This window comes from Olleya sp. NP1-10, assembly GCF_055804415.1.
Window position 1 is genome coordinate 2890729 of record NZ_CM147840.1, and the last position, 18556, is coordinate 2909284.

An 18556-nucleotide genomic window follows, 5' to 3' on the forward strand; every position below is an offset into this window, starting at 1 on the left:
CCTAATGAGTTTTCATGGAGTCTGTAAAGGGTTTACTAACTTAGTTGCTTAACCACGTAAAAAACGCATAAAAATACACTGTAGATAATTAAAACAAAAATCACCAATGAAATCAATATTTACTTCTTTAATAGTCTTAATTTGTCTTCCATTATTTTCTCAAACCGAGGGACAGAATTTCTGTTCTGAATTTAAAAATGAAGACTATTTTCCTTTGAATATAGAAAAAAAGAAAATTCTATGGCAGGGCTCTTATTATTTTGAAGAAATAGTTGGAACTAAAAAAATTAATAACAAAGAGTATCTTGAATATTCTCAAAGTTGGAAAACTGGAAACACAGAAAGTCTTTTTTTAAGAGAAGAAAACGGAGTAATTTACCAATATGAAAAATGTTGTGATTCAGAAACCGTAAGATTTGACTCTAAATTCAAAAAAGGAAAATCTTGGAAAACTGCCGACAAAAAAAGTAAATATAGTATAGAAACTTTTAAAGGGGAATTAGAAACACCGTATTGTAAATATAAAAACCTTTTAGTCATTAAAGGAGAATTCACTAACGTAACTTATATGTTTTATTACAAAAAGGGTTATGGTTATATTGGAGCTACTGACGATAAAAACAATCTGATCTCTTGTGTTTCACCTGAATGGAATAAAGAATAACTACCTACAACAAAGTACTGATCTAAAAAACAACTTAAAACTAACTAATGTTTAGCTAAAGCACTGCTATAATTAGTATCATAACTGAGTTCTTATTTTATTATCTCAAACAGCTATTATCTCTATTTTTTTACGCTTCCCTTTAGCTACTAATTGTCTATGTATTGCTTTGTAATACTTCTTGTATTTACAAGCGTTTAAACTGCACACAAATAATAAAATCAATACCGTTTAAATTTCAATAACATGGGATAATTCCTGCTTATTTTACCGTAAAATCTAATTCACACACAAACACCTGTAAAACAACTAGTTAGCACATCTCTTAATAAAGGTTATAGCATGGTTATAGCATGGTTATAACGTACTTATAACATGCTTATAGTGTAAATAAAGAGAGTCAGTAATATCTAACCCTAATATAAAACCAAGCAGTTTAAGTATGTAGCGTTAAGGGTTATATATTTCAGTAGCCTAAGTACCCAACTTTTATTAAAAACATCAGTAAAACAATAAGTATCACTAAACAATACAACCTGTGTTAAAACACTATTGTTAAACCAACAAATAAAATGCTTAAATACAGCTATAGCTTAAAATAAACCATCAAGAGTACAGATCATACACAAAAAAAGGCTGAGCAAGCAGTCCATATTGACAAGAATTTAAAAACACATTTTAGCTTCTAATTAATAGAACCTACCAAAAAAACAGTTAAATCAAAATATCAAATACAAATCCTATAGAAAAAATAATGTAATTTTACCTGAACTTACAATTTAAGGATTGAACGAGTTAAAATAATAACAAAAAAAGAGTCAACCTATTTCAGTATAATACAGTTAACATTTTACTAAAAATATAATTGCAAAACAAATTACCAAACCCGAATAAAGAGATGGTTAAATATCTAAATCCATTAAAATGGTGGTTATCAAGTTTAGGCATAATGTTATTTTTTAATTTTACTTCTGCCCAAGATAACAATAAGCAAATGAGTTCGAGAACGATTAATATAAGTACAGATACATTTAAAACTGTTAAGTCAGACAATGGAATCGTTGCTATTGTAACTATAGAAAGCGCAGAACATATTCGCAAAGGAACCCGCTCAGAACAGGTACATTACAAGGTGAAGATTGAAAATGAGATTTTTGGTAAACCATATAAATTTAATACAATAAAACACTATGGTAAGCCAAAAATTGAGGTGGATAAAAAATATCTAGTTTTTTTGAGTGGTTCAGGCTTATTCTCTATATTAGATTTTCAGAGATTGGATTGTGACAGTTGTGATGATATTATAGAAACTTGTATTGAAAAACTTAAATAAATCTTAAAATAAGAAAGAACATACCACTACCTAAACTGAACTAGAATAATTATTCTAAAGTGTTAGTAATAAAAGAACAATTCGATGAAAATATCAGCAAAAAATTAAGCTATAGAAAAAACACCTCATAACAAAAGCTATAATTAATACGGGTTTAGTAGCTTCAAATTAAGTTTAGAGCTTATAACCTAATCCGCCAAATCTTTTGATTTGATTTTATAATTAAAAAGATAAAACAAAATAAAAAGTTTTGGCAAAGTACTTAATCAAAAGTTTAGTGCTTTTAATTCCCGTACTAACAATAGCCGAGACGTTACCTGCTATTATTCAGAATAACTTATTTTTCTTTTATAAATTAGCAAATAATATATATATAATAATTACGATACTTGTAGATCAAAAATCAGCTTATTCAATTTAAATATTATGACCCCAAAAACATTATTAATATCCATTATTGCTACTTTATTTTGTAATTTATCTTTCTCTCAACGTATTTACACCGTAAAAGCCATTAATGGATTAATAATACGTCAAGGACCATCTACCAAGACTGAACGGGTTGGCAAACTACCTTACGACTACAAGTTTAAAGTAGAAGAATCAAATATTGCTGATGAATTTAGCCTAACTGAAAACGAAATAAAAATAAAAGGAAATTGGGTAAAAGTTGAAAGTGAATTTGGTAATGGCTATGTTTTTGATGGCTTTACTAAAAGGGATTACGACATAAAAGGCTATGGTTATGGCATCTATGGCAAAGTTAAATCATTTAAAAATCATACCTTTTACAACGGAGGTATGCAAAACGCAGATTGGCGAGAATTTAACGAAAATGGCGAACTAATTAAAGATTATTACTACAACAGCAGAGATACTATTTGGGAAATATCTACTCATAAAATTTATAATGACAAAGGCCTGTTAATTGAAAGTAACGGAAGTTACGATTCTTTTAGCTATAAATATGATGATAATGGTAATGAGATTGAAGAGTACCAAGTAAAAAATGATGGAACACCTTATTTAAAAACAATTAGAACATTTGATAAAAAAGGAAATATAATCTCTAAAGACTACGACTATTTTAAAGATAAATCAAATTTCAAATGGGTTATGTCCTACAATAGCAAAAACAATATTCTTGAGTCTAAATACTATAATTATAATGAAGAACTAGATAGACATTATATATATAAATACAAAAATGATACAATTTTAATGTCTGTACATAAAATAAATCCTAATGGAACTAAAAGAATAACTTCTAAAAGAACATTTGAAGAAACTTCTGAATATACTATTGAAAAGTTTATAGAATATTTTAAAGAAGACAAAAAAGAAGGAAAAATATATACATCAATAATAAAAGTATATGACAAAAATAACAATTTAGTTAAAGAGGAATTTTTTGATTGTGCAGAAAGCCAATTACCTGACTTTTCTTTTTCTGGTGGTGGCGGAAACTATGATGAACGCGTTGTTAAGAACTATATGAATAACAAATTAGTTAGAAAAAAATATTTAGAACAATGTATTATCAAAATAAAGAACAAGAATTATTAACTGAAGATTATTCTTATAAAAAAAATTATTCTAAGGTAATATACTATACTCACTATTCAGATGTTGTAACAAAACACACTAGAGTTTCATACTATAATTACAATTCGCAATTAATAAAGTATATTGAATATGATAATGATAATAGCAATAATAAAGACGTCTATGAATATCAATATAAATATGACCATTATGGTAATTGGACATTAAAAAAGACATTCAGGAACGGAAAATTTTATAGAGATTATATTCAAGAATTTGAATATTATAAATAGTAAGTCAATTTCCTCAAAAAAGGATACATCATTAAAATTAAAAAGAAAAACTATCAGGTAACAGTTTATAAAAATATAAGGAAATTTTTGAACTTAATTGAAAGTTTGGACTGTGCCACAATATCGCCAAATATAAAATTTGACGTTTTCAATATTTAAGTTAAAAGTAGAATTCTATATTTTGCTTAGTATCAAATCCAAATGCAATACTCATCCTCTGCCCTACGATTTTTTATACTAACCGTTGGCAAACATTAAAAAAATGACTCTTCCCAAAAAAGGATTTAGAAAAATTGTAGTGGATGACATTACATATCAATATAAAATTACTGGAGAAGATTATGGAATTGGTTTTCTAATAGGCCTTTATAATGTAAATGGTCAGCTATTATCCGGAAATGTTTCATACAAAAGTAATCGTATAACAAATTTCAAGGGTAATGGTGAAATACAAAGTTGGAGCCTTCATCAAAGAACAATTATAACTCCTAAAACAATAAGACAAATTATTAAATTTGCTTTAAAAAATAATTGGAAACCTTATGAAAACAGAAAGCCTCTTTTTTTAAAAGATTTTGAAGATCATATAGAGTTGGAATTAAAAGATGAAACTAAATTCCCTATTCTTAATGAAAATCAAGTTGTGTTAACATTAGAAGAAGTCAGTACTGGAAAAAGACTAAACCTAAATCAAGAATTGTATTCAGGTGAAGGAGAAATATATCGTTTATTTGATAATTTAGAAAAAGCCAAAAATTTTGCTAAAACTATTATTGAAACAAACGCAAATATAGCTTGTTGGATTTTAGCTGATTTTGACAAAGCTCTTTCATATATCACCATAAATAAGGTTAAAGAATTTAAATAGAACGATTAGCCAACAAAGTACTGTGTAAAAAACAAGTATAAACTAACTAATGTTTAGATAAAACACTTATATAATTATGATTATAAGTTAATCCTAATTTTGCTACTGCAAAAGCCTGTTTTAATAACCACATCACAACGTACAGATATATTAATAAATATAATTAACTTCGTAATTAAAGAAATAAAAATTTCTATTGAATATTAATGCCTAAAATAAATGATGACCGAAATAAATGACAACTATTCAAGGCAATTAAAATATTTACTTGTTATAGGTAATGAAATTTTAAAAGAAGATGGTGTATTTACAGATGGAGTATTCTTTTCTAAACTTCGAGAATTCATATCATTTCATAAGGAAATACAACCACATCTTTCAAAAATTATTGAAGCACAAAAAAAGAAGGTTTACCAAATTATTCAATAGGTTTACAATCCCATCTAAAATTTATCAACTATCAATATCCAGCATTACCAATTTTTGTATTGATGATTGTCTTTCCCGTTTTTCTTTTAGGTTATTATATTTTTAAATATCAATATGTCAATAAAACAAAGTCTAAATTAAGGTTGTTATTGCAAAACCTTTCTTCAATTAATTCTATAATTGTAAACAAAAAAACTATACTTTAAAATATTAAAACTGTAAAACAAGAGATAAACTCTTGGTCTCACAAGTTTAAAACTTGCAGTACATTGCCTATTTATAATGATACAGCTAGTAAGCTTTTATCTGGATAATTTGAAACTTTAAAAGATCTATTAAATTATAAATCTAACATTAGATATGATTCTAATAAAAATATCACCCTACTTTATAGAACAGTAAAAAATAAAAATAAGTTCATAAAAAAAGGGGGTCTAATAATTAATATATCGATAGTAAAGAAACTAACAGATACTTAATCTCTTCAAAATATTTTATTGATACAACTAAATTTAGCAGACATTTTTTTAAGCCTTACATATAAAAAATGTAAAACTTAAATTAAGACACTTTAAATATTGGCACTATATCTAACCTTAAAGTAAAACACAAAAAACGTATTAAAATTATACCGTTTAAACCCCAAAAACAAGGGGTAATTTCAGCCTGTTTTACCACAAAATCAAAAACTCACACAACTACCTGACAAACAGCTATTTATCCTATGCCTCAATATAGGTTATAGCGTGGTTATAGCATGCTTATAACGTACTTATAACATGCTTATAGTAGGCATAAAGAAAGTCAGTAAGGACTAAGCCTAATATAAAACCAAACAATTTAAGTATATAGTATTAAGGTTTGTGTAATTAAGTAGCCTTGGTGTACAACTTACACTAAAGACAACATCATCACAATAAGTATCACTAAACAATACAATTCTTATAAAAAGGCGATAGCAAAACCAATCAATAAAACGCTTGAATACAAGTATAGCTTAAAACAAACCATCAAAAGTAAAGATCGTACACAAAAAACAGCTAAGCAAGCAGACCATATTGGCAACAATTTTAAAGCACATTTTAGCCCAGAATTAAGAAAACCTATCCAAGTACATTTAAATATCAAATGCAGTCCTGTAGAAAATTAGTGTAAATTTACCTGAATTTACAATTTAAGAATTGGACTAATTCAAAATATTAACCAAAAAGAATCAACCTATTAAAGTTACTTTACATGTTTAATTCTAACAGTCTAAAAAAACAAATTTTTCTCACTAACGGAATGTTATATTTTCTATTAGGACTAAGTTTACCTATAATTTCAGGCTGTTTTTATGACATAAAAAATCTATACTGGTCAATACCTTCTTCTATATTGCCAATCATATTAGGCGGTCATTTCCTATATTATTTTGAAATAAACAACGAAAAATTAATAATAAAAAATTTGATTTTTTTGGATACATAAAGAATATAAAAAAAGTCAAATTAAAGATATAACCTTAGTTATAAATTATGGAGTAGACGAAAATGGTAATGAAGTAAAAACAAACTATATTTTAATCAAAACCGATAATAAATCTAAGAAATATCCAATGGATTATAACGAAAGATATTATATCGATTTATTTTATACTCTTAAAAAATTTAAATACAAAAATAACATTTTTGAACGTTCTCCTTTACATCGTAAAATCAACACAAATCCTAATAAAAATGTTCACGTTACACTTAAAGATCTCAAGGAAAAAAAGTACTTAATTGCTAACAACATAAAATTAATACAAAATATAACTACCACTAAATTAAACTTCAAAATATTTTTTGGTATAGGGTGTTTGCTGTTGTTATTTATTTTAATAATTGATCTTATAAATTATGATAATAATATTTTCAATTTAATCAAACATTTATCTATTGCTAATCTAATTTATATCATACCAATGGTAATAGGCTTATTTAATTTATTTCTTTTTTTCGTTGCTGGAAAAAAGTAATAGTTTTCAATAGAAAAGAAAATACTGTGACTTACCCTAGCTCTAAGTATAACAAAAAGACCATTACCATACCTTTTAATCAGTTTAAATTTCATAAAAAATTATACCACTCTAGAGGATTATCTAGTTATTGTTTAGTCACAAAAGACGTAAGTAATAAGGATAACTCTGGTGTTTTTATCTTATACCTAGGGACGTATTTAGATGATTTTTACTCCTATATTATATGGTATATGGATAAAAGAAGGCCTTTACCGCCTGGTGAAGTTTTTGATCCATACAGACAAATAGACTACAACCAAAGAAAAGCAAAAAAATTTTTAAAACCATTGTACTCAAGCTATTTAAACACACCAGAAGCCACACGTAAGCAACAATCTGAACGAAAAAACATTAATAGTTGGTAAGATTTACCATAAGAAGAACAATGTTAAGCTTTAATATCTAAGTATTTTATAAAATATTAGTGTTATATTTCCTACAAAGCATACAAAATACTAAATCTCAAAATTGAAATTGAAATTGAAAAATTTAATCTTAATAATTTTACTACTGACAACTTTAAATTTTTATTCGCAAGAATGTAAAGTAACAGCTAAATCTGGTTTAAATGTTAGAGAAAAACCTACCTTAAAAAGTAAAAAAACAGGAAAACTTGATTATAATCAGAAAGTGACAATAATCGAAAGGACACTTGAAAAACTCAAATTAGAAGATAATAATCAAATTATTAATGGATATTGGGTGAAAATAGAAACTAATAAAATAAAAGGTTTTGTCTTTAAAGAATATCTTGAAATAATAGAATATTTAGAATATGATTATTACGAAGAAGAATTTGATTCTTGGCTAAAACTAGAAACTAACGAAAATGAAGTTATTAATAAATTAGGAAAACCAACAGATAAAGGAAAAACTGAATATTGGGAAGCAATTGCTGCATATGTTCAAAAATGGAACTACAAAAAAAACGGTATAACATTACATATGACATCTGACTCCTTAGAGGCAGAAAAGAAGATTTTTATGATAACAATATCAAAACCATGTGATTATAAAAACTCGAAAAGCATTGGAATTAACTCTCCTATTCAAGACGTGTTTAAAACTTACACTAAATATATTGATGATATGACTTTTAATGAAAATCAGGTTATCGTTGGTACAATATATGGTGGCATTGTATTTAATTTTGAAAAAGGTAAAGTATCAAATATTTTTATTGGTGCTATGGCTGAATAAATAACTGAATACAAAACGATGCATAATTAATAAAATCAATCCTAAAATATTATGACTATTATAGAACAATTAAAATACCATGAAGAAAATAAACTTGAGCAATGGATTGATAGTAGCGAAAAAGAGTCTAGAAAACTTTCAAAAGAGTTGATAAAATATTCTAAAGACAATTTTAATAATATTAAACAATACTGCCTCAATACTATTCCAACTGAATTTTCCAGCTTAAGTATTATTTATGAAGCATTATCAGAATATTCTGTAGATTATAACGAATTCTTATTTGAAGAAATAAAACGTGTAGTCACTCTTGCTAAAAACAAAAAAATAAAACCCGAATATTTAGAAGTCCTTACAGATATTGAAACCGAAGACATATATTCAAAAACAGAAAACATATATATTGATATCATGGAGTTTTTAACCTCTTCACTTAATCTTCAAAATGAATCAAAATTTAATAAAGAACTTTTAGATGTTATTGATTGGTATTTAATTGAGCTTGATAAAGACGATAATATATTAGAATCCAAAATTTGGTTTGATAGAATAACAGTACTGGCTAATAATGGAGATTTAATTATAAAGACTAAAGCTAGAAAAATCCTTAAGGAATCAAATATTTCAAGTCCTTTAAATCCACTTTCTATTATAGAAAAACTTAAAAGTATATTTAAATAAACCTTATACAACACACTTCATAAATGTTAAATCTCACCAACTTGTAATGATTGTTTTAATTGGTTAAAAGCAAGAAATACAAGACCTTATATTATTTTTTTAATATTTAAAAATACAACGGTATCTCAAAAAAATTAAATAAAAATTTATTAATGAAAAAAGCTATATCAATACTTATAATATCAATAATTTACTTTAATACATTAGCACAAACAGATTACGTAAAAAATCAAAAACAATATGAAAGAGTAAGAAATGCAATCAACGAAAAAGGAACGTATATTAAAAGTAAATTAAATCAAAAAGAAATTAATTTAAACGAATTAAACATACTAATAGTTGCCTACAAAGAAGAAAGTGAATTGCAAATATTTGCAAAAAATAAAACAGACTCGTTATACAATATACTTACAACGTATGCTATTTGTGACACGTCCGGAATTTTAGGTCCAAAAAGAAAACAAGGCGATGCTCAGGTTCCTGAAGGCTTTTATTTTGTTGATAGATATAACCCAGAAAGTAATTTTCATCTTTCAATAGGAATCAATTATCCTAATGAGTCTGACAAGAAAAAAAGCAATGCCAAACAACTTGGTGGAAATATTTTTATTCATGGAGACTGCTTAACCATTGGTTGTATACCAATGACTAATGATATAATTAAAGAAATTTATCTGTATGCCATACACGCAAAAAATAATGGTCAACATAATATCCCAGTGTATATCTTTCCTTTTAAAATGACAGATCAAAAATTTATGGATTATACTAAAAAGTATAAAAGAAACCCAATACTAATTGATTTTTGGATTAATCTAAAAAGGGGATACGATCGTTTTAACAAAGATAAGAAAGCATTAAAAATTGATTTTACACAAGACGGAAATTATATCTTTGATTAACAAAAACCATAATTTAAAATAAAAAAACACCAAATCATGAATTGGAAAAATACATATAACTTATCAATTGTAATATTAATTACTATCACTATTTTATTTATAAAAAAGATTTTTAGTACTTATTTTTACTATACAAGCTTAAGTAATGTATTTAACGTATTAGAAATAATAGTCTTTTTTGGTTTTATACAAACATTAAACAACTCCATAAAATCAAAAACTATAGACAAAAAACTGCGTATTTTTGAATATGCATTATATGTTGTTATTGCTTTTAAAATCTTATTTACCTTAACAACAATAATACACTTAGTACAAGCACCTAGATTATTAAAACATTTTATTGTAATAGTTACTTTATTATTAAACATAGCTATATTTTACATAGCATTTAATGCGTTTAAAATTAGAAAGCAATTATTAGGAAGCTATAATAATAATAATATAAGAGAGAGTAGTTTTAATATCGAAGTCTTAAAAGGAAAAGCTTATACTACAAATTCAGAAAGATTAAGTCTATGTAAAATATGTATAAACAAGACATTTGATTCTAAAACAGGTTTAATATGTAATATAGATTATTCTAAACCAAGCTTTAATACTTTTTGCCCAGAATTTATTATGGATGAGAAAGAACAGGAAAGAATAATTAAAAATACTACTGTTGAAAAAAAGGATTTTTTGGCACTTGGAAAGGTCCAGTAATCATGTCTATATTAGGTTTTATTAGAGCAGCAATTCGTGGATTTGAAGATCCTTTTGGATTAGTATTTTTAGTTTTAGGTATCAGTTGGTTGTTTATAGCATTAACCTCTAAAAAATAAATATAATTCTTTAATAAATTTAAATTATAGCCTATAATAACAACACCTCTTTAAATTAATAAAGAGGTGTGTTTGTTTAATATAAATAACCAAATTATATTAAAGTTCTTTTTTTAGATCTTCAATAGTTTTAGCCATTACAACACCAGGTAATTTTACTGGAGCAGCAACTTCTGCTAAAAATGTTCCTTTTACTTCACCTGTTTTATAAGTAGTAAAACCTACTCTGTATAAACCTGCAGTTAAAGCTTTTGTTGGATTTCCTGTTTCACTTTTATATCTTAAAAGCGAATTGTAACTACTTCCACTTGGTTGTTTTGGCATCTCGCTACTATCATCATTACTAGCTAATGTTGTCCAAGTTGCACTTTTTACAGATGCTTCATTTACATCTTCTTTTTTTAATATTGTAGAACGTTCTAAAGTGATATAAGTATCAAAAAAATCTTCTGATGATGCATTTTCTGTATACGCTTCAGATTTTGTAGCAGATTTAACTTTGTTTTTTCCTACTGGAGACACCATTCTTACACCTAATTCTGGAGCAACAATTGGTACCCAAACGTATATGTAATACATTTTTTTACCATCTTTTACTTCATCTTCGTTTCCTGGAGAAGCATAACCAGCATAAGATATTACATCTGTATAAGGCACTTTAATTGTTTTTGGTCCAATTTTCTTTTCTGTTGAACTTCCAAACTTTTTCAATTTCTGAGCTTCTGCGCTAAACATTGCACAAAAAGCTAACACTGATAATGCTACTAATTTAATTTTCATTTTGTTATTTAATTTATAGTTGATAATTTATTTTTTTAAAAGAATAATATTGATGCTACAATCATCCAAGCACCAACAAATAATCCTACTACACCAAGTTTACCTTGTTTTGGAGCTAATTTCTCTCTTAAAGCTATAGCTTTTTCTTTTGCAGCTTCATTTTTAGATAAAACAAGTTTATTAATAAGAGTAAATCCTAACATAAACCCTAAAATAGCTTCTGCAATACTACCTACTAATAAAGTTGCCCACCATATTGGGAATGTTGTAATCCATCCTAAATTTAATATTGAAAAAATGATTCCCCAAACACCATAAAAACAAAAAGCTAATCCAATCCAACCTTGGTAAGGTTCAATTTTGTCTAAAAGTTCTTTAGCATTAGGTTTTTTTGATAATAGTAATGAAGGCACTGCGATAATACTTAATAAGATTAATGTAATTCCAAAAGTCATAATGTTTTGTTTAAATGGTTAAAATTAGTTTTTGTTTATAATTGAAACAGTTTGTTTTTTTCTATTTCAAATATCCTGAGGCAAATGTATATCAATAAACAGCATTGGATATCACCATATTTAGTGAAATTGAATACCCTGAATACAGTGACCAACAAAACAAACAGTTGATTTACAGGTTGTTAAAACAAAAATTTAAATCTTTTTTTACTGCTAAAAACATAATATTGATAAATAATATGTTTTAAAGAATTTGAATTGAAGCTATTTTGATTTAACAAGAAATATTAGGACAAAAAAAAGGCCTAAAATTAGAACCTTTTTTAATTGTTAGTTGCTCAAATAATACTAAGAAACATAGCCTTTTTTTATAGCATATTTAGTTAGACCTGCTAGATTTCTAACGTTTAGTTTAGTTATAAGGTTTTTGCGATAACTCTCTATAGTATGCTTGCTTAAAAACAACTTATCGGCAATTTCTTGTGTAGTGTACTCTTCCGCAATTAGCGATATGACTTCTACTTCACGTTTAGTTAGCTTAATGTCTTTGTCTTTATTTTTTTCAAATTTACTTTGAAGGTAAATATCTTTTATAGCTTTAGAAAAATATTTTTCTCCACTTAAAATCGTTTCAATAGCTTTTAAAAACTCTTCTTTTTTAGCATTTTTTTGTAAGTAACCATCCACATCGCTATCAATAAGATTGTCAATTATATCTGGAGTGTTATGCATACTAACGACCAATGTTTTAATATTTCTAGAAGTACTTTTAATCCATTTATTTAAAGTAATACCATCTACTTCTGGCATAGTAACATCTGTAATAACAAGATCGATTTTTTCGTCTGTATTTATAGAAATGTATTTTTGAACTTCTCCTCCATGTTTTGCTGTACACAAAATATTGTAATTACTTTCTGTATTTATAATGCTTAGCAAACCATCCAAAAACATTTTGTGGTCATCTGCTATAATAAGATTATGCTTCATTTTGTTTATGCTTTTAGAGGGATTTCTATATTAATATTAGTCCCTCTGTTGGGTTTAGAATCAATATGTAATATACCCTTATAATTTTGTACTCTATTTTTAATGTTTGTTAAACCAATACCTAAAGTAGTATTAGAAATATCAAAACCAACTCCATCATCCTCATAAACAAAAAACAATCCTTCTTCTAGATAATCAAGCTGTATGTCTATTGTTTTAGCTTTAGCGTATTTTATCGTGTTCGTGGTTAATTCTTGAAAAATAGAAAACAACTCATTTTGCAAGATCTTGTTCAGTTTATTAATTTTTATCTCATCAAAAAAAGATAGGTTTATTTTTATTTGACTTGCATCTTCTACTGTTTTGACGTATTCTTTAATTAAAAATACAAAGTCATTTTCTCTTATTTTTTTAGGTAATAAATTATGAGATAAGTTTCTTACCTGCTCATAAGTATCGTCTAATTGACTATAAATTAATTTTAATTTTTCAGGATGGTTAGATAATTGACTAAACTGTAATTTTATAGCTGCTAGGTTACCTCCTACGTTATCATGCATAACCTGTGCTATTTTTTTTCGTTCTATATCTTGCCCTCTAACAGAGGCTTTTATAAGTTTTAATTCTTGATCTTTTTTTAACGAAATCACATGCTGTTCGCTAATTTGTTTTTCTTTTAGAATAAGTAAACTTTGGGCTTGTAATTTTTGGTAATAAATAACTAAAAGTCCTATAATTGGCACTAATAAAATAAAAAAAGCAATTAATATAATGTATTTAATAGTTCTTTCTCTGTCTAACTCTATTGCTTTAACTGCTTCTTTTTCTTTGAGTAATAAAATTTCATTTTTTCGTTTTTTTACACCATTTTGTAATTGCAGTACTTGATTTTCATTTTGCTTAGCTATAATCGCTTTTTGCAGTTTGTACTTTTCAATATCAGCTTCTTTTTTCTTAATATTTAAGCTTTTATTTAAATTTTCAATTTGTAAAGATTTTATAGTTTTTTCTTTTTCTAAGGTTTTAAACTTAACTTCTAGTCGGTTAATTTCTTTTTCTGTTATAGAGTTATCTATACTGTCCTTTATCTGATAATATTTTTTACCGAAGTTATAAGCATTTCTGTAATCTTTTTTTCTAACCGAAATTTTTTCTAACATAAAATAACTATTCATCTCATCATCTAAATTACCCGATTCTTTTGCCTTAACTAAAATATCACTAAAAATTAAGAGCGATTCATTGTCCAACTGCTTATTAAATAAAATGTTTCCGATTTTATCTAATGCTTTTATCTCTAAATTATAAAACCTATTTTTAAAACTTATATCTTTTGCTTCATTGAAATAGGATAGTGCTTTATCCTTATCTGTATTTAAATAGTTGTCGCCTATAATTAATAGTATATTTACTAAAGCTTTTATTCTGAATTCATCTTTTTCACAGATCGCTTTTGCTTTTTGTAAATAGTTATTAGATATTTTGTATTTTGACAGTGAAGAATATATGGCTCCTAAATTAATATAACTACCTAAAATAATTTCTTTATCGTCAGAAAATTTCACACATTTTTCAAACAATTTTAAAGCTTCATCTATTTCACCAAGAGTAATATAAGTACTAGCCAAACCGTGTAAGTGAGAATAATATAGATTTTTTTCGTTATGCTTTTCACTTAATTCTGCACCTTTTAAATGCCAATTTTTACTTTCTTGATATAATCCTTTATTTTTATTATTTAATGCTAGTAACTCATAAGATAAAATAGTCAATCTTATACCTAAAGAATCGTTTACCTTATGTTTGTTTTCAAGAGCTTTGTGGGTGTAGTATATAGACGAGTCTGTTGCTACATACCTGTTGTGGTAATACGCTAATAATAAATTGGTATTAGCTTTAGATTTAGTAAGTTTAAAAGTAGGTAACAAAACATGAGCTTGTTGGTAGGCTTTTTGGTGTTGGCCATTATTAAAATAGTCTATTAATTGAGCTACTTTTTCCTCCTCACCTTTTGAATTAGATACTGAATTTTGCGAAATACTTAAATATGTATTACACAAAAACAGAAAAATAAATATGTTTTTAAACTTAAAAATCATGCACAAATGTAACTAATACAAAGTGGATTACCATCCCTGAAAACCGTGTTTAATGTATTAAGTTTCATTACTTCACAAAAATTAATTTACATGTAGTTTTACACTTATAGATATTTATGATTTTTATTTTTATGAAAATGAATTAATTACGTTAAAAAAACTATTAGTAATTACAACTCTACACGAAGTGTTTTATTTTTTTGACCAACAAGCTTTAAAAAAAATATTAATTAAAGTTAAAATATCACTACTACATAAAACGATATATAAGGTCTTAAACTAGGGTTTAGTTTTAGCAACCTATATGTCTTTTATATTCCTCACTTTAGAAAATTACCTGAAAACAGGGAGTTTTAATTTGTTCCTTACATTTAATTTTGGCTTATAAATAACATAACATTATGATTAGTAAAGAAGAATATTTAAATACACTGAAAAACAAATTTGATAACTTTAAATGGGAAAACAAAGTAGCTGTTAAAAAAGAGTATTTCAAGTTTATTGAATCAGGAACTGTACCTGCTATAAAAATAAATGAAGCTCCTTCTAAATCTGTAGGTTTAGGAATGTCTAAAATAGCTGGTACTCCTCACCTACCTTCTAATCTTGAATGGCCAAAATATAATGATGAGCCTATGGTGTTTTTGGCGCAGTTAAATTTAACTGAAATAGCCAGCTATAACATTGAAGAACACTTACCTAAAAGTGGTGTTTTATATTTTTTTGCACATTATGATAAACCCTTGAATAAATTTGGTGCAGAATTTCATTTTATACAACCTAAAGAAAAGTATAAAATACTGTATTTTAACGGTGAATATACACAGTTACAAAATAAACCTTTCCCAGACAACATATTTCCTGACTATAAATTTAAAGAAATAGCTATAACTTTTGAATCCATTTTTCAAATTCCTAATGATATTTATGATTATACTGAGTTTGATGATAATCTTTCATATCAGGACAATCAATCTATCATTCAATTTCATGAAAATCAATTAAAAGATCTGTTAGAAATCACTCAAATATCAGGTATCCCAACTCCTTTACAAGAAAATATTGCTCTTGATTGGGCGCTTTCATACAAAACAAAAGGAGATCCTGATGGAGAGTTTATGGATGAAGATTATGATTTTGACGAATATGATGATGACGAATATGATGATGATGACGAATTAGCTGAAGAATTTATAAATGTATTATCAATACCACTATTTAGTAAAATTGGTAGTGCTATAGGCTATTTCGGGATTAGAGAAAAAGATTTAATTAACACCGATTTTGATGAATGTGTTTTTGTTATGCAAGGCACATAGTTTTCAAAAATTGTGATTATCAACACAGTTTTTAAACTTAAAAATCAGGCGCAAATGTGGCTAATACAAAGTGCATTACCATCCTTGAAAACCGTGATTAATGTATACAGTTTCATTACTTCATAAAAATAAATTTACCTGTAATTTTATACTTGTTGATATTTGTGATTTTTATGAAAATGGATTAATTACGTTAAAAAACTATTAATAATTACAATCCTAAACGAAGTGTTTTATTTTTTTAACCAACAAATTTTAAAAGAGATATTAATTAAAGTTAAAATATCACTACTACATAAAAGGATTTATAAGGTCTTAAACTAGGGTTTAGTTATAGCAACCTACAAGTCTTTTATATTTCTCACTTTAGAAAATTACCTGAAAACAGGGAGATTTAAATAATCATATCCATTTAATTTTGATGTTTTAATTAACAGTAAATAATAAGATTGTTAAATAAAAAAACTTAAAAATAAATGTGATAATCACATAGCAATAAAATAACTTTTTATTTAAACCTCTCTTAATTTAAATTTTACTGAAATAGGTTGTATTAAAATAATTTAAGACAAATAAACTATGACTGAAGATAATAAAATAATAATAGTGGCATTAATAATTTTAACATTAATCGTTGCTAGTATCCAATGGCTATTGTTACGATTTACACATTGGTCTGCGGCTATAATTATTACGGGTTTTATTGCATATATTATTTCATTTCTTTACGTAGGAATAAAGCATGCAACCCCAAATGGTTCTAACCACAATATAAACGCCTCAGAATATATAAGTCCAACCTTTTTAATGTTTTCTATATTTCTTTGTGGTTTTTGTTTGGTTTGCTACTTAAGTAAAGTCCACACCCCAAAAATAGTTTATGTAGTCTCTTTAAGTATCATCGCTTTATTGGTAATAGGTCGTCTGTTAGCAGTGTATTTTACTAATTATTACAGTGCTATACGTTATCATAACGAGAATTACAGTTTGTGCCAAATAGAAATTATAACCGACTCAAACGTCAACCCCTTAATACATAGTATTTCTTTTACAAACGACGTGAAATTTAAATATCACATTACAACTATTGAACTAAAAAAAACCAATAATATAAATGCTATTAATAATCAGGATGATTTAAGGCATATTCCAAGATTTACCAACACAATTCAATTCCAGTGTATTTCTAGTAAGACTGGTAACTTATTTTCTCAAGAGTTTCCATTCGATTACAATTTGTGTAAGGAAAAATTAGAAGGAAAGCATAACCAGAAAGTCATTTTACCTATAAAATTAGTACAAAAAGCAGATAAAAAAGTCGATTTGTATATTAACAACCGTTTTATAAAACAATACGTTTTACGTAATAATATTAAATAAATGAATTTGAAAATTATAAAACAAAATAATGACGCTCCAGACAAATGGTTCGAAAAATTAAGTCATAAAATATATACTAGTTATAAAGCCGAAATTCTTAAATATCCTTTAAAAGACTATAAATACATTCAATTAAACTGGACAGGTAGTAGTTTTGCATTAGGACTTAGTACAAATCAAAGTAGTGGAGAGTATGAATATCTAAATGATGAAAAATGGGATAATGATTATGAAACCTCTATAGAAGACATATATAGAGGGATAGAAAATATTCAGTATGAAGAATATGACAAACAGGACAATTGCTTATATTCAATAGACTTTAAACGAGAAGAGTGGCCAAAAAACAGTGATGATTGTTATGAATTAGAAAATTTTTTAATAAATGTATGCTTAGGAACAACTTATATTAAATTAGAGAAAGATAAAGATCTTAAAAACTATTTAGCTAACATAGAAGTCGTTAAAATTGTGTCATCAGACAGAAACCTTGGTCCATTCATCTATTTTCAACCTAACAAGCAAACAAAAATAAATGTAGTACAAGCTTTATTGAAAAATAAAATAGAGCAACAATTAGTTCTTGATTTATGGGGTGAAAAAGCAAAAAAAACAGGAAATACTTTTTTAAAACATTTTAAAAGAAAAGTCACAAAAATAAAAAAAGGCCCAAACCAAGCTTAAAAATAGCTCAAAAACAAGCTTATAATTTAGTATTAAGATATAAACACAAAGAAGCTTTAGAAATATTAA

General features: G+C 26.3%; 19 protein-coding genes. 15 read left to right on the plus strand and 4 right to left on the minus strand.

Annotated elements, in window-relative coordinates; all coding sequences use genetic code 11:
* Positions 1–106: 106 nt before the first annotated feature.
* From AC0L4B_RS13550 to AC0L4B_RS13605, 12 genes are all read left to right on the plus strand, one after another.
* Complete coding sequence (locus AC0L4B_RS13550) at positions 107–664, plus strand: hypothetical protein (protein ID WP_473437388.1); 558 nt, start codon at positions 107–109, stop codon at positions 662–664.
* An 865-nt stretch (positions 665–1529) separates the two neighbouring features.
* On the plus strand, positions 1530–1997 hold the full coding sequence (locus AC0L4B_RS13555; protein ID WP_473437389.1) for a hypothetical protein: 468 nt from the start codon (positions 1530–1532) through the stop codon (positions 1995–1997).
* Between the two features lie 426 nt (positions 1998–2423).
* Entirely contained in the window at positions 2424–3563 is a 1140-nt protein-coding gene (locus AC0L4B_RS13560) for an SH3 domain-containing protein (protein WP_473437390.1), read from the plus strand.
* Positions 3530–3835 carry a hypothetical protein gene (locus AC0L4B_RS13565; protein WP_473437391.1) on the plus strand — a complete coding sequence of 102 codons (306 nt, stop codon included), beginning with the start codon at positions 3530–3532 and terminating at the stop codon, positions 3833–3835. Before AC0L4B_RS13560 ends, AC0L4B_RS13565 begins: the two co-directional genes overlap by 34 nt.
* Positions 3836–4097: 262 nt before the next feature.
* The gene (locus tag AC0L4B_RS13570) at positions 4098–4703 is read left to right on the plus strand and encodes a hypothetical protein (protein ID WP_473437392.1); all 606 of its coding nucleotides are present in this window, start codon (positions 4098–4100) and stop codon (positions 4701–4703) included.
* Between the two features lie 219 nt (positions 4704–4922).
* Complete coding sequence (locus AC0L4B_RS13575; protein ID WP_473437393.1) at positions 4923–5132, plus strand: hypothetical protein; 210 nt, start codon at positions 4923–4925, stop codon at positions 5130–5132.
* 1597 nt (positions 5133–6729) lie between these two features.
* Entirely contained in the window at positions 6730–7131 is a 402-nt protein-coding gene (locus AC0L4B_RS13580; protein WP_473437394.1) for a hypothetical protein, read from the plus strand.
* A 26-nt stretch (positions 7132–7157) separates the two neighbouring features.
* Complete coding sequence (locus AC0L4B_RS13585; RefSeq protein WP_473437395.1) at positions 7158–7538, plus strand: hypothetical protein; 381 nt, start codon at positions 7158–7160, stop codon at positions 7536–7538.
* Positions 7539–7653: 115 nt separating this feature from the next.
* Positions 7654–8373 (plus strand): SH3 domain-containing protein, encoded by a 720-nt coding sequence (locus AC0L4B_RS13590; protein WP_473437396.1) that lies wholly within the window; start codon positions 7654–7656, stop codon positions 8371–8373.
* A gap of 51 nt (positions 8374–8424) precedes the next feature.
* A complete protein-coding gene (locus AC0L4B_RS13595) occupies positions 8425–9054 on the plus strand; it encodes a hypothetical protein (RefSeq protein ID WP_473437397.1) in 630 nt (209 codons plus the stop codon).
* 152 nt (positions 9055–9206) lie between these two features.
* A complete protein-coding gene (locus tag AC0L4B_RS13600) occupies positions 9207–9956 on the plus strand; it encodes a L,D-transpeptidase family protein (protein WP_473437398.1) in 750 nt (249 codons plus the stop codon).
* Between the two features lie 36 nt (positions 9957–9992).
* Positions 9993–10661, plus strand: coding sequence for a hypothetical protein (locus AC0L4B_RS13605; RefSeq protein ID WP_473437399.1), 669 nt, complete (start codon positions 9993–9995; stop codon positions 10659–10661).
* A gap of 218 nt (positions 10662–10879) precedes the next feature.
* Here the strand turns inward: AC0L4B_RS13605 and AC0L4B_RS13610 are convergent, their stop codons facing one another.
* From AC0L4B_RS13610 to AC0L4B_RS13625, 4 genes are all read right to left on the minus strand, one after another.
* Complete coding sequence (locus tag AC0L4B_RS13610) at positions 10880–11560, minus strand: Lipl32 family lipoprotein (RefSeq protein ID WP_473437400.1); 681 nt, start codon at positions 11558–11560, stop codon at positions 10880–10882.
* Between the two features lie 35 nt (positions 11561–11595).
* Positions 11596–12015 (minus strand): hypothetical protein, encoded by a 420-nt coding sequence (locus AC0L4B_RS13615; protein WP_473437401.1) that lies wholly within the window; start codon positions 12013–12015, stop codon positions 11596–11598.
* A 348-nt stretch (positions 12016–12363) separates the two neighbouring features.
* Positions 12364–13005 (minus strand): response regulator, encoded by a 642-nt coding sequence (locus AC0L4B_RS13620; protein ID WP_473437402.1) that lies wholly within the window; start codon positions 13003–13005, stop codon positions 12364–12366.
* Between the two features lie 5 nt (positions 13006–13010).
* A complete protein-coding gene (locus AC0L4B_RS13625; RefSeq protein WP_473437403.1) occupies positions 13011–15065 on the minus strand; it encodes an ATP-binding protein in 2055 nt (684 codons plus the stop codon).
* A 440-nt stretch (positions 15066–15505) separates the two neighbouring features.
* Between AC0L4B_RS13625 and AC0L4B_RS13630 the strand changes: the two genes are divergently transcribed.
* From AC0L4B_RS13630 to AC0L4B_RS13640, 3 genes are all read left to right on the plus strand, one after another.
* Complete coding sequence (locus AC0L4B_RS13630) at positions 15506–16423, plus strand: DUF1963 domain-containing protein (RefSeq protein WP_473437404.1); 918 nt, start codon at positions 15506–15508, stop codon at positions 16421–16423.
* 579 nt (positions 16424–17002) lie between these two features.
* Positions 17003–17803, plus strand: coding sequence for a hypothetical protein (locus tag AC0L4B_RS13635; RefSeq protein WP_473437405.1), 801 nt, complete (start codon positions 17003–17005; stop codon positions 17801–17803).
* Between the two features lie 6 nt (positions 17804–17809).
* Positions 17810–18487 (plus strand): hypothetical protein, encoded by a 678-nt coding sequence (locus tag AC0L4B_RS13640; protein ID WP_473437406.1) that lies wholly within the window; start codon positions 17810–17812, stop codon positions 18485–18487.
* Positions 18488–18556: the final 69 nt, after the last annotated feature.

Coding starts and splice junctions, on each gene's coding strand:
- AC0L4B_RS13600 (WP_473437398.1), top strand. CDS start 9,207: ATGAAAAAAGCTATATCAATACTTATAATATCAATAATTTACTTTAAT.
- AC0L4B_RS13630 (WP_473437404.1), top strand. CDS start 15,506: ATGATTAGTAAAGAAGAATATTTAAATACACTGAAAAACAAATTTGAT.
- AC0L4B_RS13570 (WP_473437392.1), top strand. CDS start 4,098: ATGACTCTTCCCAAAAAAGGATTTAGAAAAATTGTAGTGGATGACATT.
- AC0L4B_RS13605 (WP_473437399.1), top strand. CDS start 9,993: ATGAATTGGAAAAATACATATAACTTATCAATTGTAATATTAATTACT.
- AC0L4B_RS13610 (WP_473437400.1), bottom strand. CDS start 11,560: ATGAAAATTAAATTAGTAGCATTATCAGTGTTAGCTTTTTGTGCAATG.
- AC0L4B_RS13595 (WP_473437397.1), top strand. CDS start 8,425: ATGACTATTATAGAACAATTAAAATACCATGAAGAAAATAAACTTGAG.
- AC0L4B_RS13620 (WP_473437402.1), bottom strand. CDS start 13,005: ATGAAGCATAATCTTATTATAGCAGATGACCACAAAATGTTTTTGGAT.
- AC0L4B_RS13560 (WP_473437390.1), top strand. CDS start 2,424: ATGACCCCAAAAACATTATTAATATCCATTATTGCTACTTTATTTTGT.
- AC0L4B_RS13635 (WP_473437405.1), top strand. CDS start 17,003: ATGACTGAAGATAATAAAATAATAATAGTGGCATTAATAATTTTAACA.
- AC0L4B_RS13565 (WP_473437391.1), top strand. CDS start 3,530: ATGTATTATCAAAATAAAGAACAAGAATTATTAACTGAAGATTATTCT.
- AC0L4B_RS13615 (WP_473437401.1), bottom strand. CDS start 12,015: ATGACTTTTGGAATTACATTAATCTTATTAAGTATTATCGCAGTGCCT.
- AC0L4B_RS13550 (WP_473437388.1), top strand. CDS start 107: ATGAAATCAATATTTACTTCTTTAATAGTCTTAATTTGTCTTCCATTA.
- AC0L4B_RS13580 (WP_473437394.1), top strand. CDS start 6,730: ATGGATTATAACGAAAGATATTATATCGATTTATTTTATACTCTTAAA.
- AC0L4B_RS13575 (WP_473437393.1), top strand. CDS start 4,923: ATGATGACCGAAATAAATGACAACTATTCAAGGCAATTAAAATATTTA.